This window comes from Thioclava sp. PTB-PU3-1, from assembly GCF_055666785.1.
On sequence record NZ_JBVNVL010000005.1, the window covers coordinates 175,939 to 200,290 of the forward strand.

Sequence of the window (24,352 nt, forward strand, 5' to 3'; positions counted from 1 at the left end):
ACCTGCGCTTAATCTTCGGCCCAAAATTCCTCTCCACGGCTCGCGCCGTTTTTCTGTCAGAAGACGAAAACAAATATCTTTCAGAATGAGGAGTGACTAGAAATGTCGTCCATTCTTACCAATACCTCCGCGATGAATGCTCTTGCGACCCTCCGTGGGGTCAACAAGGGTCTCGAAGACACGCAGAACCGCATTTCGACCGGCAAGAAGATCAACTCGGCGAAAGACAATGCCGCATATTTCTCGATCTCGGAATCGATGAACAGCGACAGCGGCATGTACAAGTCGATCAACGAAGGTCTGACCCTGACCAAGAACTCGGTTTCGACCGCACGTCTTGGCGCAGAGTCGGTGAAGGATCTCGCCCAGCAGTTCGTCGAGCGTGTTTCGTTCGCCCAAGGCGACGCGGTGGATCATGCTGCGGTTCAGAAGGAGCTGCGCAGCATCGTCGATCAGATCGGCACCACGATCAGCCAGGCGACCTTCAACGGCGACAGCCTCGTCGACGGTTCGGCCAACGTGACGGTCGTCACAGGGATCAGCCGCGCAAGCGGTTCCTTCGCGACCACGTCGATGACCTTCCAGGCGGTCGATCTTTCTTCGCTTCAGGCGACGCTGAGCGGGATCGATATCTCTGGTGGTTCGGCGGCGGTTCTGACCAGCGCGCTGACGAGCGCCCAAAGCGCCCTGTCGACGGCCATCGACAACGCGACCTCGCTCGGTGTTGCGGAGAAGTCGCTGGAATCCCAGCAGGACTTCCTCGGCAAGCTGACCGACAAGCTCGACACCGGTGTCGGCAACATGGTCGATGCGGACATGGAGAAGGAGGCGGCTCGCCTGCAGTCCTACCAGGTCCAGCAGCAGCTCGCGACGCAGTCGCTCTCGATTGCGAACCAGGGCCCTCAGAACCTTCTGAGCCTGTTCCGCTAAATCGTAGCGATGAACTGAATGGAAAGGCCCCGTATGTTGCGGGGCCTTTTCTTTTGTCGCGCTTGGGTTGTCTTTTCTGGCAAAGTTTAAAAACGCCTTTAACCGCGTCGTGTTAAGTTCGGCGAAAGAGAAGAAAAGAATATCGAGAGGAGAGCTTGCATGAGCGTCGCCGCGTATAAGCGAACCATTTCCGAAACCGAGTCTCCGAGGCAGATCGAGCGTCGCATCCTGTCCCGCGTCACCGGAGAGCTTGAGTCCCATATGGTCGACTATGACGGCGCGCCGAAGGCCGGGCGAGGGGCGATCCTCGCGCAGGGTCTGCGCACCGCGCTCTGGGAGAATGAGCGCATCTGGACCGCGCTGCGCGACGATCTCGCGGAGCCTGCGAACCAGTTTCCCGCCGATCTGAAGGCGGCGCTGATTTCTCTCGCGCTCTGGGTCGAGCGGGAGACGCAAGTCGTGATGGGTGGCGGTGGCACGGTCTCGCCCCTCGTCGAGGTGAATCGCAACATCATCCGTGGGCTCAGCGGCGACGCTGGCGAGCCGGTGGCTGCGGAATAAGAAGGGGCGCGGATCATGGCATTACGACTGACGTTGAAACCGAACGAGCGGATCGTGGTCAATGGATGCGTGATCCGAAATGCCAACCGTCGCCAGACGCTTCAGATCGAGAACACCGCCGACGTGATCCGGGCCGAAGATTTGCTGGATGAAAACTGCGAGCCGACCCCGGTGAAGCAGGCCTACTTCCTGATTCAGACGGCGCTGATCCGCGCCGATACGCGCGACACGCTGGTGCCGGTCATTCAGGAAAAGCTTGCCGATCTTGCCACGATTTTCAGTGCCCCCGTGGTCGGCGGCGTCTTCGAGGCCGCGAATTGGGTCTCTCAGGGTGATTACTACAAGGCTTTGAGCGCGCTGCGCCCGGTCATGCGACGCGAAGAGGAACTATTCGCGCGCCTCTCCGGAGACGCGCGCCCAGCGGTGGCGCTGGAGGGGGAAGAATGCTGACGATTTCGGGCATGAGCAGCCGCCTCGCGCTGAACCTGATCGACCGGACGCAAGCCAAGCAGCTCGATCAGCTGGCGAAAGAGCCGCAACATGCCCGCGCGATCAGCCGTTTCCGCGAGAATATCGCCAATATCCACACTGCAGCCGATCTGGTGGACAATTACGACGCCTATAGCTTCGTGATGAAGGCCTTCGATCTGGAAGACCAGATGTTCGGCAAGGCGATGATGCGCGAAATCCTGTCGAGCGATTCCGCCGACAAGACCTCGCTTGTGAACAAGCTCACCGATCCGCGCTTCCGCAAGCTCTACGATGCGCTCGGGTTCACCAATGGCGGGACGGCGAATACGAATACCTCCTCGACCGCGTGGCAGGACAAGATCGTCGATCAATATGTCAGCCAGCAGTTCATCAATGGCGAGAGCGAGCAGAACGCGACCGTCGGGTCCGTGCTCGAATTCCGCCAGAAGCTCGATGGCGTCAAAACGTGGTATTCGGTTCTGAAAGACAAGGATACGGCGCAGTTTATGCGCACGGCTCTGGGCATCCCCAATGACGTCGTGAAGCTCGATGTGGAGCGGCAGAAACAGATCTTCGAGGACAAGTTCGACATCACGAAGCTCAAGGACCCTAAAGAGGTCGACAATCTGATCTCTCATTTCGTCGCCGTATCCGATGCGCAGAGTTTCGCGACGAATGGCGCGGGGAGTGCTGCGGTGACGCTGATGCAAGGCGCGGTTCAGGGCGGCTCGGGCCAGTTCGTGCCCGCGACCTTCGATCTGACCGCGATCGCGACCTTCTCGGCCTCGCGCTACCGGTAAGCCTGCCTTAGATCGCGGCTGACCTCAGTCGATAATCACGTCGTCATCGTCGAGCGGGATCCGGATCTCGTCGTCGCGCGACAGCTCTAGCGCATAGTCCACCAGCGCCGATTGCGCCTCTTGCACTTCGCGCCCGCGCACCGGGCCCATCGCGGTCATTTCCTCGTTCAGCATGTCGCGCGAGCGGGCGGGCAGGGCGCTCAGGAAGTAATCGCGCACCTCCTTCTTGGCCCCGCGCAAGGCGAGCGGAAGCGTTTGCCCTTCGACCCCACGCATGACTTTGACGAGGCTCTGCTGGTCGAGCTTGCACAGATCGTCGAAGGTGAACATCTTCGCCTTGATCGCGCCGAAGGCATCCGGGATGCGCTTCTCCAGACGCTGGGTGATGTCGTCGAACAGCTTGCTGTCGAGCTTGTTGAAAAGATCGGCCATGCGCTGCTGCGGGTCCGGCCCGGTGTTGCGCGTCGCCGAGCTCATGAACTCTTTCTGCAAGGTCTCCTCGATATTCTGGAAGACATAGCGCGGCACGGTGTCGATGCCGATCATCCGCTCGAGCACCTCCATCATGCGCTCCTCGCCCAGAAGCGGCAGCACTTTCGAGGCCACCTCGGGCTTTACCTTGCTCAGGATCGCCGCAACCGTCTGATCGTGCTCTTCCTTGAGGTAATTGGCGATGACCTGTTCGTTGAGCGCAGAGAAGTTCTCCCAGATATTGCGCCCCACCAGTGGGCCCTGGATCTCCTGCATGATGTCGCTCACCCGATCCTCGGGCAGGAAGCCTTTGAGCATGCTTTGCGCCATTTCCATCGACCCGACGATACCGCCGCCATCGCCCGCAGTTTCCATGAACTCGCTCATCACTTCTTCCACGACATCGGCGGGGATCGTGCCCAGAGACGAGATCGCGTGGGTGATCGAGTGGATGTCGTAATCGTCGAGCCTCTGCATCAGCCCGGCGCCATGCTTCTCCCCAAGGCAGAGGAAAAGGATTGCCGCCTTCTCTGGGCCGCGGAGTTTCTTGTAATCCCGGGAGGTTTTCATCGTCGGCGCTCGATCTGTTCTGAGGTCTCGGAAAGAATAGCAGTCTATCCTTGTATCCTCAATCAGGATCGCGTGCTATTCTTTGGCGTGAAGCGTTTTATAAGGATAGAGGCGGCGCCGAGGCTTAGCCGCCCCCGCCATAGGCAACATAGGATTGCATCATGCTGCCTGCGAGCATGTACCAGCCGTCGATCAGCACGAAGAAGATCACCTTGAAGGGCAGCGAGATCATCACCGGCGGCAACATCATCATGCCCGCGCTCATCAAAACCGAGGCGACGATGAGGTCGATCGCGATGAAGGGCAGGTAGATCAGGAAGCCGATCGTGAAGGCGCGCCGCAGCTCGGAGATCATGAAGGCGGGGACGAGGGTGCGCCAGCTCGCCTCCTCCGCCGTGGCAGGCGCGGGCATCTCGGGCGCGGGTTCGGCGTTTTGCCCCGCTTCGTTGTCGCGGACGAGATCGGCGAAGAGCTTCAGATCCTTCGGGCGCGTATTGGCGAACATGAAGGCCTTGAACGGCGCGCCGATCCCGACGAGCGCCTGTTCCTCGGTCACCGTGTTGTTCAGAAGCGGCCGCAGCCCGCCGGTCCAGGCATCGTCGAAGACTGGCTGCATCACGAAGAAGGTCATGAACAGCGCCATCGCGCTGAGCACCATGTTCGGCGGCGTCTGGTTCAGTCCCAGAGCGGAGCGGAGCATCGAGAAGACGATCACGAAGCGGGTGAAGCTGGTCATGACGACGAGGACGCCCGGCGCGATGCTCAGCACGGTCATCAGCGCGATCAGCTGGATGATCCGCCCGCTCAGGCTGGCGGCGGCGTCGCTGCCGGGGGCTGCATTGTTGAGCCCCTGCGCCAGATCGCTCAGCAAGCCGCCCGCCTCCTGCGCCTCGGCGCTGCCGCTGAAGGCGAGCGACGCGGCGAGGGTCAGAACGAAGAGTGGCAGGCCAGCCTTCACTGTCAAAGAACGCTTCGCGAGGGTGGTCATCGTGTCGGGACGTAGTCTTTGACGATCTCGGTCAGGGTGACGCCGAGGCGGTTCTCGCCCACCTTCACCAGATCGCCGCGCGCGACGAGCCGGTCATTGATCACCACGTCCACCGGCTCGCCGATCTTCTTCTCCAGCTCGATGACCGAGCCGCGGCTCAGGTTGAGAAGCTGCGAGATCGGGATACGGCTCTGGCCCAGCACGATCTGAACCGAGAGCCCGACATTGAGCATCGCATTGACGTTCTGCCCGTCACCGTCGTTTGCGGCCTGCTTGCTGGCGAGGCTGTGCAGCAGGGTCTCCGCCGCAGCTGCGCGGGCTTCGTCCTGCGTCGGCTGGGTTTCGGCCTCCGGCGTCTCAGGCGGTTGCGTGGATTCGGGCGTATCGTTGTCGGACATTTACACGGCTTTCCTGATTGGTGTGGCTTGGGGCGAGACGGTCTGGCGCAGAGCGATGAGGATGCTGCGGCAGACCGTCTCGAAGCTGTAATCCATCACGCCGTCATCCCAGTCGGCATGGATGTCGCCATCGGCAAGCGCCGGGTCCGCGACGATGTTCAGGGCAGGGCTGTTCGGCCCGGCGCTGGCCTCGATCACCGGTGACAACCCCGCGACATTGGCAGGGGAGAGGCGGATCGTGAGGCTCGGTTTGCGCAGCGCGATCTCCATCGCCCGCCGGATCTGCGTCTCGACCCGCGCGGTCGAGCAGCTCTCGATGAATTCGGGAAAGACCTTCTCGCAAACGCGCAGCGCGAATCCGCAAAGATGCCGCTCCAGCGCGGCCTGATGGGCCAACTGATTGCCCAGAAGCGTCGCGATCTCGGGGGAGAATTTCTCCAGCGCCTCGGTCTGGCGCGCCTCGAGCGATGCCGTGATCTCGGCGGTGGCCTCATTGCGTCCCTGCTCACGGCCCGCTTCGAAGCCTTCGGCGCGCGCAGCTGCCGCTGCCGCATCGAGATCGGCCTGGGTAAACACTTTCAGCCGTTCGGCGGCGCGGCGGGCATCTTCCGCCTGCATCTCTTCATCGAAATCGCGCTGGAAAACCGTCATCTCACGCCTCGTTCAACAGCCAGCCGCGCAGGACCTTGAGGGCCTCTTGCGGCTCGTCTTCGGCGATCTTCTGGATCGCGGAGACCTTGCGCTTCAGGATCGCACCGCTGATCGCGAAGTTGGTGATCAGCTCGTCATCCCCGGCGGGGTCGTAGCGCTCTGCACGTTGGACGGGGGCTGCGGGCTCGGCGGCCTCCTGCGTTCGGGGCGCGACGGCGTTGGCGGGCGTTGCGGGCAGGTTGTTGCTCGCCGGCGCCGCTGCTTCCGCCTCGCCCTCGGGGGCTGCGAGCGCCCCGGCGCCGGTCGCCTCGCTCAGCCGCGCGCGCTCGCGGTCGGCCCGGTTCAGCAGCGGGCGCAGGCCGAAGACCAGTACCGCGACCACGATCAGGAGGGCGAAGACCCAGCGCAGGATCGAGACGATATTGTTCGACAGGCGCTGCATCAGCGTCGGGCCAACCGGGCCGCCGACCTCCATCGAGTAATCGATGAAGCGCAGGCTATCGACGGAGACGGTATCGCCGCGGTTCTGGTCATAGCCGATCGCCGATTTCACAAGCGCGGTGAGGCGGGCGATTTCTTCCGGCGAGCGCTGTTCGTATTTCAGCGACCCGTCGTCCTGAACGTTGTAGATGCCGTTCACCAGCACCGCGACCGAGACGCGTTGCACCGCACCGGCTTCGGTCGTGGTCTCGCGCCGGGTGTTGCCGATCTCGTATTGCACCGACTCGCCGTTCTTGCTGCGGCTGTCGGTCGTGCTGCTCGCACCCGGACCGCCAAGCGCGCCGGGGATGTTGTTGCCGGTGTTCACGCCGGAATCGCCGTTCTGCACGCCCTTCTGCTGCTCGGCATTGTTCTGGGTGGAGCGCACGACCTGCTGATCGGGGTCGAAGCTTTGCTGCACCACGACTTCGCGCTGGTTGGACAGGTCGACATTCACCTGCACGCGGGCGTTCCCCGCGCCGACGCGCGCCGTCAGGATCTGCTCGATCGAGCGCGCCATCCGGTCTTCGGTCGCGGCCTTGTTCGACTGCAGCGTCGCTTGCCCGGCCGCGTCGGAATTCTCCGCGAGGATCGTCTCGCCGCTGGCCGAGAGCACCGTCACCCGGTTGCCGTCGAGATTGGGCACCGCAGCCGCGATCAGGTTGCGAATCGCCAGCGCTTCCTTGCGGCTGATCCCGCGAGAAGAGGCGGCGCGGACGATGACGCTCGCGCTCGGATCGGGGCTGGTGCGCGAGAAGGCTTCGCGTTCGGGCAGAACGAGATGGACGCGGGCGCTGCGCACCCCGTCGATGGTCTGGATCGAGCGCGCCAGCTCGCCCTCCATCGCGCGCAACCGGTTCACATGCTGCATGAAAGTGTTCATGCCGAAGCCGCTCGCATTGTCGAACAGCTCCCAGCCGGGTTCGCCATCCACGGGCAGGTTCTTCTCGGCCAATGCCATGCGGGCGCGGGCAATATCCCCTTCGGGCACCGACACCGCGCTACCGTCTGCGGAAAGCTGCGTCTTGAACCCTGCCTGTTCGAGCGTGTCGACGATTCCGGCGGCGCTGGAGGGCGAAAGCTGGCTGTAGAGCAGCTTGTAGCTCGGGGCCGTCACGACCGAGAGGCCGAAGACCAGCGCGAGAACGCTGACGACACCGACAGCCCCAAGCATCAGGAGCTTGCGTCGTCCCAAGGATTGAAGGTTCTGCAAGAATTGCTGCACGGCGAACACCAGTTATTCTTAATCGATCCTGTAGAAGCTATTCTATCTTTGTATTGCAAGTAAAGTGCGGATGTATATACTTCACAATATCCAGTTGAGATCGGATTTTATCTTTAAATTCGACGAAGAGAGGCGCGATAGCCGATGATTGATGCGGCCATTGATGAAGAAGAGGTTGCCGAGGCGCCCGAAACGCGCTGGCGGACCTTGCGCGACCATAAACGTCTCGTCATGGCCGCGGGCGCGCTCGCGGTCGTGGCGATGTTCTGCGGTGGCTTCGTGGCCTTCGGCGGCGTCTCGGCGCTCACCGGGGGAAGCGCTGCAGAATCGGCCGGGCATGGCGCCTCGGGCGCAGCCGGTGCGGATGCGCTGCTGGATTTCGACGACATCGTGGTGAACATCACCGAGACGACCGCAGACGGCACATCCGCCGCGCGCTACCTCAAGATTCACCTCGCGCTGGTCTATCCCGAATCGCATGAGGCGGACGCGGAGATGACCGCGAAGAAGCCCTTCATCCGCGACACGTTCACCGGGTTCCTGCGTCAGATGACGGTCGAGGACCTGCGCGGCAGCATCGGCCTCATCAAGCTCAAGGCGGAATTGCTCAAGCGCGCCCGCGCGGTCGTGGGCGACGACACGCCGAGCGAAATTCTCATCAGCGATCTGGTGGTGCAGTGACGATGGCGGAGCAGGCGGACATGGCGATGGCGGCCACGACGACGGCAGAGGTCGAAGACGAGATCATCCGCATGTCGATGCTCAATTACGAGCGTCTGCCGATGCTGGACGTGATCTTCGAGCGCTTCGTTCTGTCCTTCTCCAGCTCGCTCAAATCGCTGACGGGCTCGGTGCTGGACGTGACGCTGGGCGAGGTCGAATACCTGCCCTTCGCCGACGCGATGAAAAGCCTGCCCAAGCATGGTTTGATCGCGGTTGCGCAGGCCGATCCTTGGGATGACCAGTTCATTCTTTCGCAGGATCCGGTCTTCCTGTTCTCCGCGCTCGAACTGATGCTGGGCGGACAGCCGTCGGGCCGGGCGAAGGATGCCAAGCACGGCTTCACCACGATCGAGCGCCGGATGGGCGAGCAGGTCGCCGAACGTATCCTTGCCGATATGGCGGTGGGCTTCCGGCAGATTTGTGAGGTCTCGTTCCAGGTCGACCGGATGGAGAGCAATCCGCAATTCGCCAATATCGCCCAGCCCAACAGCCCCACGGTCCGCGTGCCGCTCAAGGTCAGTCTCGAAGGCTATCACGGTGAGGTCCACCTGATCCTGCCCTATGCGACGCTGGAACCGGTGCGGCCGCTGCTCACCAAGATCTTCTTCGGGGATCGGCTCGGCGCGGACAGCTCGTGGCGCACGCAGCTGAAGCAGAAGATCGAAGGGTCTTCGGTGGCGCTTACCGCGCAGCTGCACGAACTGGTGGTGCCGATGCGCGAGATTCTGGACTGGAAAGTCGGGGATACGCTCGATCTCGGGATCGACGACAGCCATCCGGTCCTGTTGCTCTGTGCCGGGAGCCCGGTTCTCGAAGGCGAAATGGGCAAGAAGCAAAACGGGTCGATGGCACTGAAAGTGAGTGCGAACCTCATGGGAAAGGACGAGTGGAGCAATGATGTCGATGCTGATTAACGCGATTATTCTCGTGTCTCTTGTCGGGCTGATGGCCTATGGCGTGGTGATCACGCGGCGGGTGAAAAAGCTCATGCTCGTTCTCGAAGAGATGGAGCCGCTGGTCGTGGCTTTCTCCGCAGCCGTGGACAAGTCGCAACTCTCCGTCGAGGAGATGAAGGACGCGGTCGCCGAGGCGCAGAAAGCGCCCGCGCTCGAACCGACACCTGCGCAAGAGCCCGCGCCGGCCCTAACCTTCAACTCGCGCCGCGCCGCGCCGAAAGCGCCGATGGGGCTGACCCGGGTGACCGGCAAGGCCGAACTGGTCAAAAGCTTCTTCGAGCAGACCCGCGTGCGCCGGGAGGCGCAGGGCCAATGGTAAAGAACCGCCCCCTTCAGGTTCTCGTGGGCGTATTGCTGCTCTCTGGTGGCGCGAAACTCGCGACCAGCCTTCCCTCCGACATGATCCCCTTCCCGGATTCGCTGTTGCAGGCCGCGCTTGCCAGCGGAGCGGAAAAGGATGCCGCCGCGACGCCGGCGACGGATGCCTCCGCCGATGCGACCGGCGGCTGCGGGCCGACGCCGGAAGAGCTGTTGATGTCCGTGCGTCAGGAGCGCGACCTCCTCGCCGAGCAGAAGAAGAAACTCGACGCCCGCAGCGCCGAGATCGAGCTTGCCAAGCAGGGGCTCGACACCCAGTCGCAGCATCTGACCGAGTTGAAGGACAAGGTGACCAAGCTGCTCGACAAGGTCGACAAATCGCATAGCGACGACGTCGATCGCCTCGTATCGATCTACAAGAACATGAAGCCCGCGGCGGCGGCGTCGATCATGAACGATCTCGATATCGAGGTGACGGTCATGGTGCTGGCCACGATGAAGGAGCGCGAGGTCGCGCCGATCATGGCCGAGATGAACCCGGTGCGCGCGCGGGCGGTCTCCAAGATCATTCTCGAACGCTCGAAGCTGCCGGGCGACCAGAAGCTGGTCAACGTCAAGCTAAACTGAACCGCGCGGGCGTCATGGTCCGTGCCGCGCGACGCAGTTGTTGCTGATTGGGGAAAGGGGGCGCGCAGCCCCCTTTTTATTCCTCATCGACCCGCAGAACCGAGCCCTTCGGCGGCGCGCGCCGGATGTTGCGGCGCAGGTCCATGACGTAGCCGATGATCTCCGCGACCGCCTGCCAATGCTCGACCGGTACCGTGTCATCCACTTCGATCGTCGCGTGAAGGGTCCGGGCGAGGGGCTTGTTCTCGACGATCGGCACCTCGTTCTCGCGCGCGATCTGGCGGATGCGCGCGGCCACCGCATCGGCCCCTTTGGCGACGCAAACAGGGGCGGCGTCGCTGCCCTGTTCGTATTTCAGCGCCACGGCGTAATGCGTCGGGTTGGTCACGATCACGCTCGCGGTCGGCACCGCCTGCGCCATGCGTTGACGGGCCCGCTGGCGCGCGATCTCGGCGCGGCGGCCCTTGATCTGCGGATCGCCCTCGGAATCCTTCATCTCGTCACGGATTTCCTTGAGCGACATGCGCAGTTTGCGCCGCCACTCGAACCGCTTCCAGATGATATCGCCGATGGTGATCGGCACGAGAAACACCATCGCCGCGCTCAGCAGCCAGCTCGCCCAATGGGCCGCGTAGCTCGGGATATGCTCGGGCAGGAAATTCTCGCCCTGCCAGATCCCGGTGACCGCGCGTTTGGCGACCCAGAGCGCGAGCGCGCCGATGACGAGAACCTTGGTGATGCTTTTCGCGAATTCGACCAGCGCGCCGGGCGAGAACATCTTCTTGAGCCCCCCTAGCGGCGAGAGCTTCGACAGTTTCGGCTTCATGCGTTCCGACGAGACCACGGTCTCGCCCTGGATCAACACGCCGAAAACCGCGGCCAGAAGCATCACGCCGAAGATCGGGGCGGCCCATCCCGCGATCTCGCCGAAAAGCAGGCTGAGGATGTCGCCGATATCGCGCGCACCCGCCGATCCCTGGCCGATCTTCACCTGGCCCGCGCCGGCGAAGACCTGACCGAGCGACGTCATCGCCCGGCCCGCGACGACCGGGAGGACGAACACCACGATCATTAGCAAGGAGAAGACCGACATCATGTTGCCGGTCTCGCGCGAGGAGGGCACATCGCCTTTCTCGCGCGCCGATTTCAGCCGCTTGTCTGTCGGCTCTTCGGTCTTGGAGGATTTGTCCTGTTCGTCGCCTTCGGCCACGGCGCGCTCCTTAGGGTATGACGAAAGTGCCGAGCCAGTCGGTGAACTGGCCGAGGAAGACATGCAGCATGCTGGGCGAGGCCGCCGCGAGGATCAGCAGGCCCGACGCGATCAACGCAGGCGCTGCGACGAAGAAGACCGGCAGCGCGGGCATCATCCGGTTCGCAAGCCCCATCCCGAGATTGAAGATCAGCCCCATGACGAAGAACGGGGCCGCGATCGCCGCCCCGATATAGAGGCTAGCCGACGCGGCTTTGACGATCTGCTTCGCCATGTCGCCCAGCAGAAGCGTGCCCGGCGGGAAAACGTCGTAGGAATAGAGCAGCGCGCGGATGATGACGTGATGCGTATTCGTGACGAAGATCAGCGCAACGCCCGAGATCAGCAGGAAGCTCGCGATCATGGTGGAGCCCTCGAAAGATCCGAGGCTGGGCGCGAAAGCATTGGCGAGGCCCGAGACCTGCCCGGCCTGATGGCCCGCGAATTGCAGCGCGCTGAACAGCACCCGCGCGGTCAGCCCGATCCAGAGGCCCGTCGTCACCTCGAGCCCGAGATAGATCGCGAAGGTCACGAGATTGTCGGGCTGCATCGGCATCACCGGCGTCGCGGGATAAAGCGCGAGGCTGAACACCACCGCCATCGCCAGACGGCTGCGGGTCGGCACCTGCATCTCGCCGAAGCCCGGCATGAACATCAGCGCGCTGCCCAGCCGGGCAAAGACGATGAGATAGCCGAAGAGCTGTCCGTCGAGAAATGCGCTCAGCCCCCCCATCGCTCAGGCCCCGATCGTCCCGACCGTCTTCATCGCGGCCTTCCGGTGCACCTCGTTATGCGAGATCACCTGCGTCATCGGGCTGACCCGCTCGAGCATCGAGCGGACATAGCCACGCACTTCCGGCGCGACCATCAGGGCGGGCCATTCGTCGCGTGCCGCGTGGCGCTGGATTTCCTGACGGGCCTCCAGCACGAATTCCTGCACGCGCTGCGGCGACATCAGGAAGGTTCGCTCCTTGCCGTTGATCTTCACTGCCTCGCCGAATTCATGCTCCCAAGCCCCCGACATGGTCAGCACCGGCACGAAGCCCGAACCATCCGCAAGCGCGCGGCAGATCTGGTTCGCAAGGCGCGCACGGACCCGCTCGGTGATCACGGCGGGGTTAGTGCTGGACGGCGCGGCCTCGGCCACCGCCTCGATGATCAGCGGCAGATTGCGGATCGAGATCCGCTCGGCCAGCAGCGATTGCAGCACCTGCTGCAGCAGGATTTCCGGCGCGGAGTTGGAAATGTCGCTCGCGAGTTTCTGGTAGTCGCGGTCCAGCTCGGCCAGAAGTTTCTTCACCGCGCCATAGGTGAGCAGTTCGGACATATGCTCCTTGATGATCTCGGTGAGGTGAGTGGTGATCACGCTCTCGGGGTCGACGACCGTATGTCCCTGCTGTTCGGCCTCGGAGGCGCGGGCTGGGTCGATCCAAACCGCACTCAGCCCGAAGGTGGGCTCCTTGATCCGTTCGCCGGGCAGCTTCACCTGATCGCCGGACGGGTCGATCACCATCACCAGATTGGGGCGCAGCTCGCCTTTCGCCGCTTCGACTCCCTGCACGAGGATCGAATAGCTGTTCGTCGGCAGCATCGGGTCGTCCTTGATGCGCACCGAGGGCAAGACGAAGCCGTAATCCTTCATGAAGAGATTGCGCAGGCTTTTGACCTTGCCGGGCAGGGCGGCATCCATGCTCGAGATGAGCGGCACCAGTCCTGCGCCGAGGCTGAGGCGCAGCTCGTCGAGCTTGAGTTGCTGCTGCGTCGTCTCTGCCGAGGTCTCTTCCATCTGGGCCGCGCGGGCTTCCGCCGCCGCCTCGTCGCTGGCGCGCAGGGCGGCCTGTTCCTGCATCACATAGCCCAGCCCGGCGAGCAGCCCGGCCAGCGCGAAAAACACCACGATCGGGAAGCCGGGCAGCAGGCCGATCCCGAATAGCAGCACCGCCGCCATGTAGAGCGCCTTGGGGAAGTTCGACAGCTGCCCCAGCACCGCCTCGTTCGCCGCGCCTTCCGTGCCGCCTTTCGTGACGATCAGGCCCGCCGCCAGCGAGACCACCAGCGCCGGGATCTGCGTCACCAGCCCGTCGCCGATCGTCAGGACCGTGTAGTTGCCCGCCGCCTGAGAGACGCTCAGCCCGTGCTGGACGACGCCAATCAGAATCCCGCCCACGACATTGATCAGCGTGATGATGATCCCCGCTACCGCATCGCCGCGCACGAATTTCGACGCACCGTCCATCGCGCCGAAGAAGCCGCTCTCGTCCTCCAGCTCCTTGCGGCGGCGCTTGGCTTCAACCTCGTCGATCAGCCCGGCACCGAGATCGGCGTCGATTGCCATCTGCTTGCCCGGCATCGCATCGAGCGAGAACCGCGCGGAGACCTCGGCGATCCGGGTCGAACCCTTGGTGATGACGACGAAGTTGATCACCACGAGGATCGCGAAGATCACGATCCCGATCACGAAATCCCCGCCGACGATAAAGCGCGAGAACCCTTCGATGACGCCGCCCGCCGCGCCGGGGCCGGTATGGCCCTGGCTGAGAATGAGCCGCGTCGAGGAGATGTTGAGCGACAGCCGCAGCATCGTGACGACCAGCAGCAGCGTCGGGAAAGAGTTGAACTCCAGCGGCTTCGGGATCCACAGCGCCACCATCAGGATCAGCACCGACAGTGACAGCGAAATCGCGAGGCCGAAATCGAGGATGATCGGTGGCAGCGGGACGAACAGCATCCCGAGGATCAGCGTCACGCCAATCGCGAAGCCGATATCGCGGTTCTTGATCCCAAGCCCTACGAGGTTCTTGCCGAAACTGGTTTGATTTTGGCTCATCCGTCGCTCAATTCGTTCGCGTGAAATTGGGAAGCACGGGTTGCAGGTCATTGGTCGAATAGATCGACAGCCGCATGTCCTGATCCGCCGTCAGGTCAGCCGACCAGAAGACGGGCAGTTTCCGGCGCGCAGGGCGCGGCGAGGGGCTCGGCGCGGGCGCATCAACGGGGGCGGCGCCTGCGAGCTGGACGAAATAATCGCCACGTTTCTGCGCTACCGCGAGATTGCGCTTGAGCGCGGTCAGGTAGGTCTGGCGCGCCTCTGGCGTGAAAGAATGATACGAGCCCGCGGCAATCCACCAATCCCCGGTGCGCCGGTGCAGATCGACCAGAAACCGCGCGGCATAATCCACATTCGCCGCCGGATCGAAGGACTGGGCCAGCGAGTCGAACGCGTCGGGGTGCCACTTGCGGTTCACCTGCATGCAGCCCGTGTCGATCGAGGTGACCCCCGCGGCCTGCTTCTGGTGAACCCACGCCATCGCCGCCTCACGGCTGTCGAAGATTCGGCCCTCACCCGCAGCGTTCACGCTCCACGGCCAGACGGTCAGGCGCCCTTCGTTGCGAAACCCAGCCTCCTGTAGGCCGATCGCGAGCAGCAGGTTATCGGGGATGCCGTAGCGGTCCTGCGCCGCGAAAATCTGGCGCAGGCATTGCTGGTCATTGCCGAAGGTGGAGGGGAGGGGCGTCGTTGCCTCGGGCACGCTGGGGCGGCTGGAGGTGTAGAACCCCGCCCAGCCTTCGGCCCGTGCGGGGGCGGTGGCGGCGAGACTCGCAATCGCAAGCGCCGCCAAGGCCCGAAACCACCTCGCCCGCGCCATCACGCGGGTCCGTTCATGATGAGATCGAAGACGGTGTCTGACAGATGCGACAGCGTTGCGTAGATGAAGGGCAGGGCGAGGACGAGCCCGACGAAGATCGCGACAATCTTCGGCACGAAGGTCAGCGTCATCTCCTGAACCTGGGTCAGCGCCTGAAAGATCGCGATGCCGAGCCCGACGATCAGCGCGAGCGCAAGAATAGGGCCGGCCCCCATAAGGATCGTCCAGATCGTGTCCGACATGATCGCATAGACATCGGCTTCTTCCATGTCGCTCCCGCCTGCCTCAGATCGGCATCCGCATGATTTCCTGATAGGCCTCGACCAGCTTGTCGCGCATCGCCACCGTGACCTTGACGGTGGATTCCATCGCCATGGTCGCCTCGACGACCTGCTGCGTGCTGGCCTGCCCGGTCAGACCTGCCTGCGCGGTCGTATCGGCCGTGCGCATGGTCTGCACCGCCTCTTCGGCGGCGCTTTTGAGCATGTGGCCGAAGCTCTGTCCGGCAGATTTTGCTTCATGTGCGGAGGCCGGGCCGCCGCTCAGGCTGCGCGAGGCGCCATAGGCGCCCCGGATCGCTGCATTGGAGAGGACTGGATCGCTCATGCTTCACCTATTTCAAGAGGTCGATCATCTCGCGGCGCATTTGGCGGCCGGTCTCGAGCATGTTCAGGTTGGCTTCATAACTGCGCGCCGCTTCGCGCATATTGCTCATCTCGATGATCGGATTGACGTTCGGCAGTTTCACGAAGCCGTCGGCATTGGCGGCCGGATGAGCAGGGTCGTATTTCAGCACGAAATCCGAAGTGTCGCGGCCGACATCGGTCACATCGACCATCGAGGCGCCCGAGGCGTCATCGACCAGCTCGCCGAAGGAGATGGTCTTGCGGCGATACGGATCTGCGCCCGGCGTCGAGCCCGTCGAATCCGCATTGGCCACGTTTTCGGAGACGACCTTCAGCCGTTCCCCTTGTGCCCGCAGCCCGCTTGCTGCAATCGCACCGATTGATTTCAGAGGGTCCATGCTCATGGTTGTCTCCTCGCGTTATTCCTTGCCGCTGGCGGCGTTGAGAAGTTGATAGGCCTTGCGATAAAGGTTCGCCGCCAGCCGGTATTGATCGGCATTCTCGCTCGCCATCACGGATTGCTGTTCCAGCGCCACGTCGTTGCCGTCGAGGCTGCTGTCCCACGCGCCGCTGCCGCCCACGGTTTCGACCGTGGTTTCGTGCAGCGGGCCGCCCGCCGAGCGGTTCGCGTCGCTCTTCTCGAGGAAGCTCTGGAAGTCGGTCACATCCCGCGCGCGATAATTCGGCGTGTCGGCATTGGCGATGTTTTCGGCCAGCACCTTCTGGCGGGCCGCAAGCCACTGCATCCGATCCGATGCGAGGTTAAAAAAGGATATCGTATCAAGTTTCACGTTGGATCGCTCCGTTTTCATGGATAGTATATCGGTATGAGAATGGATTGGTAGGGTTTATCCTTGTGAATACGATTTTTTCTTCCTTGAATTATGCGGTTGATGAGGCCGATGAGGCAAGAATTGTCGGTCATGTCCATTCGGTCACGGGCTTGTCGCTGACTGTCGTCGGGCTCGAACGCGCGATGGGAATCGGTCAGCGGTGCATCGTGCACGGGCGGCGCGGTCCGGTGCTGGCCGAGGCGGTCGGGTTGAACGAGGCCGGAACCCGCGTTCTGCCGTTCGGCAGCTGGGATGGCGTCTCGGTGGGGGATCGAGTCGAACTCGATCAGCACGGCGATCTGATCCATCCCGATGAAAGCTGGATCGGTCAGGTCGTGGATGCGCTGGGCCGCCCGGTGCGCAGCGGCACCGGCTGGACCCCGGGCGAGACGGCGCGCGACCTCAAGGCCGCGCCCCCGCGCGCCTTCGACCGCAAGAGGGTCGGCGCGAAGCTGGAGACGCAGATCAAGGTCTTCGACATCTTCACCCCGATCTGCCGCGGCCAGCGCATGGGTGTCTTCGCGGGCTCGGGCGTCGGGAAATCGACGCTGATGGCGATGCTTGCGCGCAATACCGATACGGATGTGATCGTGATCGGGCTGGTGGGCGAGCGCGGCCGCGAGGTGCAGGACTTCATCCAGAACGACCTCGGCCCCGAAGGGATGGCCCGCGCCGTCGTCGTGGTGGCGACCGGGGACGAGCCGCCCTTGCTGCGCCGTCAGGCGGCCTGGACTGCGACGGCGGTGGCCGAGCATTTCCGCGATCAGGGCAAGCAGGTGCTGCTGCTGATCGATTCCGTCACCCGCTTCGCGATGGCGCAGCGCGAGATCGGCCTGTCGGGGGGCGAGCCGCCGACCACCCGGGGCTACCCGCCGACCGTCTTCGCGGAGCTGCCGCATCTTCTGGAACGGGCCGGGCCTGGCGTCGAAGGGGCGGGCGATATCACTGGGCTCTACACGGTTCTGGTGGATGGCGATGACATGAACGAGCCCATCGCCGACACCGTGCGCGGGATCGTGGATGGCCATATCGTGCTGGATCGTCACATCGCTGAGCAGGACCGCTACCCGGCGGTGAACGTGCAGAAAAGCATCTCGCGGATGCTGCCCGACTGCCACACCGATGCCGAGTATCGCATCATGCAGGCAGCCCGGCGTGCGCTGGGGAAATATGCGGATATGGAGGATCTGATCCGGGTGGGCGCGTATCGCCCCGGCGCCGATCCCGACACCGATGCGGCAATCCGTTTCCACCAAAGCGCGACGGTGTTCTTCTCGCAGCGGAAATCGGAGCAGCTTGGGTCGATGCGGGCCTTCGCGGAAACCTACAGGCTGCTTCTGGAAGCGGGGTTCGACGTGCCGCTTCCCGAAGAGGTGGATGGCGAGGGCGCGTAAGCCCTCGGTCCTGAGCGGCGCTTAAAGCGCGGCGATCTCGGAGAGCGGACCACTCCAGTCGCCAAGCTGCGTCTGGCGATGAAGTTGCAGATTGCCATACCAGCGATCCGGGCTTCCGTGACGGCCCCAATACCACATGCATGCCGCCCCTTTCGGGATCAGCACATGGCTGTCGGGATGCCCCAACGCGCCGCAGACATGGGCGGTGGTGTTGTCGATGCTCACCACCCGGTCGAGCGCCATGATCTGCGCCGCGAACCCGTCGAGATCGGCGAGCTGGTCGATCTCTGGATCGTCGAACAGCGTCAGATCGGGGCGGGTCCGGGCCGCCTGTGCAAGTTCCGTCTGCCGGTCTCCATATTGCAGGTTCACCACCAGCGCATCCTCGGGCAGCGCCGTCAGCAGGGTCTCGAGCGCGAGGGAGCGATGCGCGCCGGTGATCGGGTCGTTGCTGTGCCAGGCGATGCCCACGACCGGGCCGCCTTGCGCCATCTCGCGGTAGCGGGCGCGGATCGCCTCGACCCGCGCGGCATCCGCGCGCAGATAGCCGCCAAGCGGCTGTTCCGCGAGCGCCTCGACGCTGAGATAGCGCACCAGATCGCCCACGAAGATCATCTCTTCCGGCGCGACGTTCATCTTGTCGACCTCGGTGGTCTCCGCAAAATCGACGTTGAGGCTGCAGCGCTCGATCAGCGGCTTCATCCGAGCCTCGCCCACGAAAGTCACCTTCGCCCCAAGGGGCAGGGGCGCACGGTCGATGATCGGCAGCAGCGCAAGCTGATCGCCGATCCCCTGCTCGTCGACCAGAAAGAGACGCTCGCGCGCGGTGAGGCGATCGGGTTCGGAGTTCTCGTAGGGAATACGGCGGCGGTTCGCCTCGGGTTGGCGTCCCGCGTAGTAAGGTGCGCCGCCAGCGAAATCGCCCTGACCCATGAGGAAAGTGCCATAGGCGCGCTTCACCCAGAGCCCGCCGCCATCGACAAGATGCAGCGCCTCCCGGAAGGCAATATGCGCCTCATGGAACTCCTCGCGGTCGAGGTGGCAATTGGCGGAAAACCCGAGGGCACGCTGAAACTGGGCCGGATCCTGGAAACGATGCGAGAGGGTCTCGAGCGCGCGCGGGATGTCACCCAGCGCCCGCAGCGCGGCCATGCGCAGAGTCACGACGTCGTCTCGATGCGCGTTCGTTTCCTCAAGTTCGGACAGCAAGGCGTCGGCTCCGGCGATGAGGCCCTGATAGTCCTGCCGGAAGAGTTTCGCCTTGAGCAGGCCGATCCGGTGGGAAAGGGGCTGCGGGGCGAGACGCGCGGCTTCCTCGTAAGCGGGTACGGCCTCGGCGTTGCTTTCGCCGGAGGCAAAGGCATCGGCGGTGATGAGCCACATCTCGGCCGTTTTCATGCGCTGAGCCATCTTGCGCAGATTTCGTCCGACCGTGGTCGACCGGTCGAGCCGCCCCATCAGATCGGCATAAAGGCGGGCCATCGGGACGTCTTCGCTGCCACGCTCGATCGCCTGCGCGAACAGATCGATGGCCGCGAAGATGTCGGCCTTCAAAACCCGCGCTTTGCCTAGCCCCGCCAAACCCATCGCATCGGTGGGCGCGATCAGCAGCGCGCGGTCGAAGAACTGCGCTGCCGCCTCGGCCTCTCGGCGATCCAGCGCGACGGTGCCCAATACGAGCCACGGGTGGCGGTTGGCCGGGTGGGTCTGGCTGACCTCATGCGCCAGTCGCGCGGCTTTCGGGCCGTCGGCTTTAGTCAGTGCCTCATAGGCTTTGTGCATTGTCAGCGCCGCGGCGCCGTCCGCGATGCCATAGTATTTCGACGCCTTGGCGGACCGGGCGCGCCGGTCCTTGCGCGAGAGGGTTGTCTGGGTCATGCGCGTTCCCTCGGAATGGCGAAGTAGTCGATCGAGTGGACGTAGAACACGCTGTCGATCAGCACGTAATCATGCGCGCGGCACCACTCCTGCGCGAAGGCGAGGAGGTTGTCGCGGCGGGTCTCGACCCAGATCAGTGGGCGGTCGCGTGCAATCAGCGCCTCTGCCCCGGCGAGCACGTCCAGCTCCATCCCCTCGGCGTCGATCTTGAGGAAATCGGCGCGGGCATCGGTCATCAGCGCGTCCAGCGTCACGACCTTCAACTCGCCCGCCTCGTCGGCGACCAGTGTCGTGGCCCCGAGGTTGTTTTCCTCCGTCGTCTCTGCGCGGAAACTGCCTTCCGCGCGTCCGACGCCGAAGCCCATCCCGCGCCGGTCGATCAGGTCTTCGATCCCGTTTGCGGCGATATTGCCGTCCAGAAGCGTCAGCGCCGCGGGGTTCGGCTCCACCGGATAGATGCGCGCCGGGTCCAGATGCTGCGCGTACCAGACGACGTGGTTGCCGATATTCGCGCCGACCTCGACGATATGCGGGTGCGCCACGCCGATCAGATCGCGCAGCTTTTCGAGCGAGCTATCCTCGAAGAACCGCCCCTGAAGATGAGTGTTCTGGATGATGTCGAGCGGGTTGGTGATCTGCATCTTCGCAGCCACGCCCCGATGTTCGAGCTGCGCCCAGACCGGATCGCGCTCGACCGCGTCGGCCCACATCCCCTCGACTTGTCGGGCCCAATCGGCCCCCGTCGCAGAGCGCGGACCGGTGGAGTGTTGATCGCGGCGATTGACGAAGAAGATCTCGGGGCGTTTCGCGCAATTCCCGGTCTGCCAGAGCTGCAGGTAGAGCTTGTAATCCTCGCCCGTATCCATCGCTTCATCGAAGCCGAAGCGCGCGACCAATTCGGTGCGGATGAAGGCGCCGATCTGAACCGCGAAGAAGGGGGGCGTGGCGAGAAACTCCGCATAGGCGGAAATCTCGGCCGGTTGACCGTCGCGCAGTTGCGGCTCGCCCGCCGCGTCGAATTCGCAGATCAGCCCCCAAAGCGCGTCGAGATCAGGCTCCGCCGCAAGGCGCGCGCCGAAGGCCTCGAAGGCATTCGGGGTCAGCACGTCGTCCGCATCGAGGAAGAAGATCCACTCGATGCCTGCCTCCTGTGCCTGCCGGATCGCGGCGTTGCGGCGCGCAGACCGGCCGTGCAACCCTTGGGTGTCATCCATCGCGTAGTGATGGATCTGATCGAACGGACCCTTGGAGAAGCCGATCGCGGTCTCGACGGAGGGCGCGCAGCTTTCCTCGAACAGCGCGCGGTGGCCGGGGCCGATGGGGGTGATGATGGCGCAATCCATGGCTCAGCGCTCCTCGCCTGTTTGGTCGTCCGCAAGCGACTGGAAGACGGATTCGCGGATCGTATCGAGCGAGACCTTCCGCGCCTCGCCATGGCTGAGCGCGGGCGTCAGGCCAAGTTGCAGCGCCAGCGCCGAGAAGAAGATCAGCGCCGCACCGCCCAGCATCGTACGCATCTGCGGCTTCGCGCCCGCGCGCTTCACCGGGAGCTTGTCGGTGGCCTCGCGCGGCGGGGCGGCGAGGGGGGCGGCCTGCGGCTTCGCGGCTTCGGGCGCGATGAAGATGAAGTGGTCGAGCGCGGTCAGTCGCGCCGAAAGCGGCGTCCGCCGCAGGGTCGCAAGAAGCGAGGCGGGAAAATGGTCTGCGGGGGCGTGAATCTGGCCGGGCATGGCGGTCGCGCCCTGTCGTGCCAGTTCGGCGACCGGAATGGCGAAGCTGTGCAGATCGTCCCGGAAATAGACGTCCCGCACCCCGAAGCTTTGCGCATCGGCACAGGCGTCTTCGATGGAAATGCGCACGGTGTCGGCGCTGAGGCTGATTTCGCAAGTCGCCATCAGCGCCTCGGCCCGGTGCGTGTCGCTCAACCGCCGGAAGCCGGGCGGACCGCCATCCTCGCCGGTCTGGCGCGCGGCCTCCGCGCTGGCACGTGGCGGGGGCGCGGCGATCTTGCTTGCGGGCGGCGTGGTCGTGGATTGCTCCGGGTTCAGCTCTGACAGAAGCCGCTCCACCTCGCGCATCGCGGGCGAGACCGAGGCCGATTTCGCATCGGTCAGCGCTTCCGGGTCGAGCCCCTCATCGGCGGCATAGGCGAAGTTGATCGCGTAATCGCGCGCGATCTCGGGAAGATCGTCGGTCTCATGCACGAGGGACAGGATCTTCTGCTCGTCGGAAAACAGCATCCGCCGGGTCCGGTAGCCCTCGACCTTCGGGATGACGGCGTACTCATCCGCCCGCCAGTTCATCGAGCGCGCAAGCCGGGGCAGGACGCGCTCGGCCTCGCTTGCGTGAAAGACCAGCATCGCGCAGCCGCCTTCCGGGTCGAGGCCGACGGCCAGACACATCTGCTGCGGCCATTGCTGGAACAGATGGCGCAGGTCCTGCTCTTCGAGCAGAAAGGCTATGGCTTCCGCGCTGGCGCTCATGAAATGCCCTGAATGCAAGATCCGTGTTGGATTGAACCTATCTATTCATGGATAATCGGTCAAGTTTCCTTGTTAAGCCTCCGAAATCTTAGATTTGTGCTTAATATTGCTCGCGATTCCGGCATTTATACTTGACTTAACGGGAGCGTCACCGGAGATTTAGCCAAGAATTTCAGGAAACGGCGGCTGTCGGTGAAAGACCGCAGGGCGCGCAACACACGGACAACGTATAATGACGATCATCCTTGGCCTGTTGGCCGTCGTGGGCCTCGTGTTCGGCGGCTTCCTTCTCTCCGGCGGCAGTATGGACGTTCTCATCCACGCTCTGCCTTTCGAAGGGATGATGATCGGCGGCGCGGCCTTGGGCTCTTTCCTGATCGCGAACTCGTTCAGCATGATCCGCCGCTCGGGGCGCGGGCTTGTGAAAGTGATGAAGGGCAGCCAGTGGAAGACGGCAGACTACACCGATCTGCTCAATCTTCTGTTCGAACTGTCGCGGCTGTATCGCAACAAGGGGATCATCGCGCTCGACTCGCATATCGAATCCCCGGAAGAGAGCGAGATCTTTGGTCGCTATCCGCGCATCCTGAAGGACCATTTCGCGATCCAGCTGATCACCGACAGCTTCCGGATGCTTGCGATGAACTTCGATGACAAATACCAGACCGAGGACGTCATCAACCGCAAGCTCAAGAAGCATCACCGCGAGGTCATGGCACCGGCCTCGGCGCTGCAGACCGTCTCTGACGCACTGCCCGCCATCGGCATCATCGCGGCCGTTCTGGGCGTGATCAAAACGATGGGGGCGATCGACCAGCCGCCGGAAATTCTGGGCGGTATGATTGGCGGCGCGCTCGTCGGCACCTTCCTCGGCGTGTTCCTTGCCTATTGCTTCGTGCAGCCGATGTCCGGGCGCCTGCGCCAGATCGAAGAAGAGGATTCCGCGTTCTATGCCGTGATCCGCGATATCTTCGTGGCGCTGGTGAGCGACCACCCGCCGAATATCTGCATCGAGATCGGTCGCGGCAGCATCCCCACCGTCTATCAGCCCGATTTCTACGCCGTCGAACAGGCGCAGAAAGAGCTGCCGCAGGCGGCGTAAGCAGGCGATGGCGCGCAACCGGATCGCGGCTCTGGAGGTGATCGGACGGCTGCGCAGACGCGAGCTCGAAGAGCAGGCTGGCGAGCTATCGAAACTGAATGCGCAGGTCGCGCGGCTGGAAGGCGAGCGCGATACGCTGACAGAGCGCGCCCGTGCCGAGCTTCACGTCACCTCGCCCGAGACCGCGCCCTATGCGGCAGGGTTTCGCGAGGCGGTGCGCGAGACGGTCTCGTGGCTCGATCAGGAAATCGGCACGCTGAACGAGCGCCGCGTGCCGCTCGAAGACCGGATGCGAGAGCTGTTTCGAGAGGCGAAGACCTACGACACGCTTCTCGACCGCGCCCGCGCCGAACGGGCGGCGGAGTTGGCAAAGCGCGAGCAGGCTCAGGCCGAGGAGCGCACGCTACAGCGCTGGCTGCGCGACAGGGACGCCGTCTGAATCTGCATTGAGGCTGGCGTCGAGAGTGACCCTGCGGCTAAGCTTTCCCTACGGCACATAAACAGAGGGAGACGCTCCGATGGAGTTCAGCGACGCAATCCGCAAATGTTTCTCGAACTACGTGACCTTCACCGGCCGCGCGGCCCGGCCCGAATTCTGGTGGTTCGTTCTGTTCATCTTTCTCGGCAACATCGTCTTCGGCATCTTGGACCGTATCCTTTTCGGTCCGATGATGATGCGGGACGATGCGTCGCTTCTTGGCGCGATCTTCTCGCTCGTCGTGTTCCTGCCCTCGCTCGCGGTGCTGGTGCGGCGGCTGCACGATATCGACCGGACCGGCTGGTGGGCTCTGATCGCGCTGATCCCGGTGATCGGGACGCTGGTCCTGCTCTTCTTTACCGTCCAGCGCGGCTCCACGGGCGGCAACCGGTTCGGGCCTCCGGCTCTGCCGCCGCATCAGATGCCGTCCTGAGGTGACATGAAAAAGGGCACCCGCGCGGGGTGCCCTTCATTCTGTCTTTGGTAGCGGTCT

Annotated in this window: 28 protein-coding genes; 12 read left to right on the forward strand and 16 right to left on the reverse strand. The window is 63.6% G+C overall.

What is annotated here, in order from left to right; all coding sequences use genetic code 11:
• Positions 1-102: 102 nt before the first annotated feature.
• The 4 genes from ACZ7GB_RS14555 to ACZ7GB_RS14570 all read left to right on the forward strand — a co-directional run bounded on the left by ACZ7GB_RS14555 (position 103) and on the right by ACZ7GB_RS14570 (position 2,762).
• Positions 103-930, forward strand: a complete 828-nt coding sequence (locus tag ACZ7GB_RS14555) for a flagellin N-terminal helical domain-containing protein (RefSeq protein WP_078521982.1) — start codon at positions 103-105, stop codon at positions 928-930.
• 159 nt (positions 931-1,089) lie between these two features.
• Positions 1,090-1,491, forward strand: a complete 402-nt coding sequence (locus ACZ7GB_RS14560) for a flagellar biosynthesis regulator FlaF (protein ID WP_472159254.1) — start codon at positions 1,090-1,092, stop codon at positions 1,489-1,491.
• Between the two features lie 15 nt (positions 1,492-1,506).
• Positions 1,507-1,941 carry a flagellar biosynthesis repressor FlbT gene (locus ACZ7GB_RS14565; protein ID WP_472159256.1) on the forward strand — a complete coding sequence of 145 codons (435 nt, stop codon included), beginning with the start codon at positions 1,507-1,509 and terminating at the stop codon, positions 1,939-1,941.
• A complete protein-coding gene (locus tag ACZ7GB_RS14570; RefSeq protein ID WP_472159257.1) occupies positions 1,935-2,762 on the forward strand; it encodes a DUF1217 domain-containing protein in 828 nt (275 codons plus the stop codon). Before ACZ7GB_RS14565 ends, ACZ7GB_RS14570 begins: the two co-directional genes overlap by 7 nt.
• Before the next feature lie 24 nt (positions 2,763-2,786).
• Here ACZ7GB_RS14570 and ACZ7GB_RS14575 read toward each other — a convergent pair whose 3' ends face one another.
• The 5 genes from ACZ7GB_RS14575 to fliF all read right to left on the reverse strand — a co-directional run bounded on the left by ACZ7GB_RS14575 (position 2,787) and on the right by fliF (position 7,494).
• Complete coding sequence (locus tag ACZ7GB_RS14575) at positions 2,787-3,803, reverse strand: flagellar motor switch protein FliG (RefSeq protein WP_078521974.1); 1,017 nt, start codon at positions 3,801-3,803, stop codon at positions 2,787-2,789.
• Positions 3,804-3,927: 124 nt separating this feature from the next.
• A complete protein-coding gene (gene fliP / locus ACZ7GB_RS14580; protein WP_472159258.1) occupies positions 3,928-4,767 on the reverse strand; it encodes a flagellar type III secretion system pore protein FliP in 840 nt (279 codons plus the stop codon).
• 20 nt (positions 4,768-4,787) lie between these two features.
• Entirely contained in the window at positions 4,788-5,189 is a 402-nt protein-coding gene (locus ACZ7GB_RS14585; RefSeq protein WP_472159259.1) for a FliM/FliN family flagellar motor switch protein, read from the reverse strand.
• On the reverse strand, positions 5,190-5,840 hold the full coding sequence (locus ACZ7GB_RS14590; RefSeq protein ID WP_472159261.1) for a FliH/SctL family protein: 651 nt from the start codon (positions 5,838-5,840) through the stop codon (positions 5,190-5,192).
• A gap of 1 nt (position 5,841) precedes the next feature.
• Positions 5,842-7,494, reverse strand: coding sequence for a flagellar basal-body MS-ring/collar protein FliF (gene fliF / locus ACZ7GB_RS14595; RefSeq protein WP_472159262.1), 1,653 nt, complete (start codon positions 7,492-7,494; stop codon positions 5,842-5,844).
• Between the two features lie 195 nt (positions 7,495-7,689).
• On the opposite strand from fliF, the gene ACZ7GB_RS14600 reads away from it, so the two are divergent.
• The 4 genes from ACZ7GB_RS14600 to ACZ7GB_RS14615 are packed head-to-tail and all read left to right on the forward strand — an operon-like array spanning position 7,690 to position 10,169.
• On the forward strand, positions 7,690-8,226 hold the full coding sequence (locus tag ACZ7GB_RS14600; protein ID WP_472159263.1) for a flagellar basal body-associated FliL family protein: 537 nt from the start codon (positions 7,690-7,692) through the stop codon (positions 8,224-8,226).
• A gap of 2 nt (positions 8,227-8,228) precedes the next feature.
• On the forward strand, positions 8,229-9,182 hold the full coding sequence (locus tag ACZ7GB_RS14605) for a flagellar motor switch protein FliM (RefSeq protein WP_472159264.1): 954 nt from the start codon (positions 8,229-8,231) through the stop codon (positions 9,180-9,182).
• Positions 9,166-9,543: a flagellar motor switch protein gene (locus ACZ7GB_RS14610; protein WP_472159265.1), complete on the forward strand. Its 378-nt coding sequence runs from the start codon at positions 9,166-9,168 to the stop codon at positions 9,541-9,543. The genes ACZ7GB_RS14605 and ACZ7GB_RS14610 overlap by 17 nt, the downstream gene beginning before the upstream one ends.
• The gene (locus tag ACZ7GB_RS14615) at positions 9,537-10,169 is read left to right on the forward strand and encodes a MotE family protein (RefSeq protein ID WP_472159266.1); all 633 of its coding nucleotides are present in this window, start codon (positions 9,537-9,539) and stop codon (positions 10,167-10,169) included. Before ACZ7GB_RS14610 ends, ACZ7GB_RS14615 begins: the two co-directional genes overlap by 7 nt.
• 76 nt (positions 10,170-10,245) lie before the next feature.
• On the opposite strand, the gene flhB is transcribed toward ACZ7GB_RS14615, so the two are convergent.
• From flhB to ACZ7GB_RS14655, 8 genes are read right to left on the reverse strand one after another with little or no spacing between them, the layout of a single operon-like run.
• Positions 10,246-11,379, reverse strand: coding sequence for a flagellar biosynthesis protein FlhB (flhB, locus tag ACZ7GB_RS14620; protein ID WP_472159268.1), 1,134 nt, complete (start codon positions 11,377-11,379; stop codon positions 10,246-10,248).
• Positions 11,380-11,389: 10 nt separating this feature from the next.
• Complete coding sequence (locus ACZ7GB_RS14625) at positions 11,390-12,151, reverse strand: flagellar biosynthetic protein FliR (protein ID WP_472159269.1); 762 nt, start codon at positions 12,149-12,151, stop codon at positions 11,390-11,392.
• A 3-nt stretch (positions 12,152-12,154) separates the two neighbouring features.
• Positions 12,155-14,245, reverse strand: coding sequence for a flagellar biosynthesis protein FlhA (gene flhA, locus ACZ7GB_RS14630; RefSeq protein WP_286789439.1), 2,091 nt, complete (start codon positions 14,243-14,245; stop codon positions 12,155-12,157).
• A gap of 7 nt (positions 14,246-14,252) precedes the next feature.
• Positions 14,253-15,065 carry a transglycosylase SLT domain-containing protein gene (locus ACZ7GB_RS14635; protein ID WP_472159271.1) on the reverse strand — a complete coding sequence of 271 codons (813 nt, stop codon included), beginning with the start codon at positions 15,063-15,065 and terminating at the stop codon, positions 14,253-14,255.
• A complete protein-coding gene (gene fliQ / locus ACZ7GB_RS14640) occupies positions 15,065-15,334 on the reverse strand; it encodes a flagellar biosynthesis protein FliQ (protein ID WP_078521954.1) in 270 nt (89 codons plus the stop codon). The genes ACZ7GB_RS14635 and fliQ overlap by 1 nt, the downstream gene beginning before the upstream one ends.
• Before the next feature lie 16 nt (positions 15,335-15,350).
• Positions 15,351-15,671 (reverse strand): flagellar hook-basal body complex protein FliE, encoded by a 321-nt coding sequence (gene fliE, locus ACZ7GB_RS14645; RefSeq protein ID WP_472159273.1) that lies wholly within the window; start codon positions 15,669-15,671, stop codon positions 15,351-15,353.
• Positions 15,672-15,678: 7 nt separating this feature from the next.
• Entirely contained in the window at positions 15,679-16,089 is a 411-nt protein-coding gene (gene flgC / locus ACZ7GB_RS14650; RefSeq protein ID WP_083077789.1) for a flagellar basal body rod protein FlgC, read from the reverse strand.
• Positions 16,090-16,110: 21 nt separating this feature from the next.
• Complete coding sequence (locus tag ACZ7GB_RS14655) at positions 16,111-16,437, reverse strand: flagellar basal body rod protein FlgB (protein ID WP_232621698.1); 327 nt, start codon at positions 16,435-16,437, stop codon at positions 16,111-16,113.
• Between the two features lie 131 nt (positions 16,438-16,568).
• Between ACZ7GB_RS14655 and ACZ7GB_RS14660 the strand changes: the two genes are divergently transcribed.
• Positions 16,569-17,918, forward strand: coding sequence for a FliI/YscN family ATPase (locus tag ACZ7GB_RS14660; RefSeq protein ID WP_472159274.1), 1,350 nt, complete (start codon positions 16,569-16,571; stop codon positions 17,916-17,918).
• A 21-nt stretch (positions 17,919-17,939) separates the two neighbouring features.
• On the opposite strand, the gene ACZ7GB_RS14665 is transcribed toward ACZ7GB_RS14660, so the two are convergent.
• Genes ACZ7GB_RS14665 through ACZ7GB_RS14675 form a run of 3 tightly spaced genes read right to left on the reverse strand, consistent with a single transcriptional unit; the run spans position 17,940 to position 22,279 of the window.
• Positions 17,940-19,796 (reverse strand): tetratricopeptide repeat protein, encoded by a 1,857-nt coding sequence (locus tag ACZ7GB_RS14665; RefSeq protein WP_472159276.1) that lies wholly within the window; start codon positions 19,794-19,796, stop codon positions 17,940-17,942.
• The gene (locus tag ACZ7GB_RS14670) at positions 19,793-21,139 is read right to left on the reverse strand and encodes an FkbM family methyltransferase (RefSeq protein ID WP_472159277.1); all 1,347 of its coding nucleotides are present in this window, start codon (positions 21,137-21,139) and stop codon (positions 19,793-19,795) included. The genes ACZ7GB_RS14665 and ACZ7GB_RS14670 overlap by 4 nt, the downstream gene beginning before the upstream one ends.
• A gap of 3 nt (positions 21,140-21,142) precedes the next feature.
• Entirely contained in the window at positions 21,143-22,279 is a 1,137-nt protein-coding gene (locus tag ACZ7GB_RS14675) for a hypothetical protein (RefSeq protein ID WP_472159279.1), read from the reverse strand.
• Positions 22,280-22,511: 232 nt separating this feature from the next.
• Here ACZ7GB_RS14675 and motA point away from each other — a divergent pair, with 232 nt between their 5' ends.
• From motA to ACZ7GB_RS14690, 3 genes are all read left to right on the forward strand, one after another.
• Positions 22,512-23,381, forward strand: coding sequence for a flagellar motor stator protein MotA (gene motA, locus ACZ7GB_RS14680; protein WP_078545191.1), 870 nt, complete (start codon positions 22,512-22,514; stop codon positions 23,379-23,381).
• A 7-nt stretch (positions 23,382-23,388) separates the two neighbouring features.
• Complete coding sequence (locus ACZ7GB_RS14685) at positions 23,389-23,820, forward strand: flagellar FliJ family protein (protein WP_078521938.1); 432 nt, start codon at positions 23,389-23,391, stop codon at positions 23,818-23,820.
• A gap of 79 nt (positions 23,821-23,899) precedes the next feature.
• Positions 23,900-24,292, forward strand: a complete 393-nt coding sequence (locus ACZ7GB_RS14690) for a DUF805 domain-containing protein (protein WP_078540254.1) — start codon at positions 23,900-23,902, stop codon at positions 24,290-24,292.
• Positions 24,293-24,352: the final 60 nt, after the last annotated feature.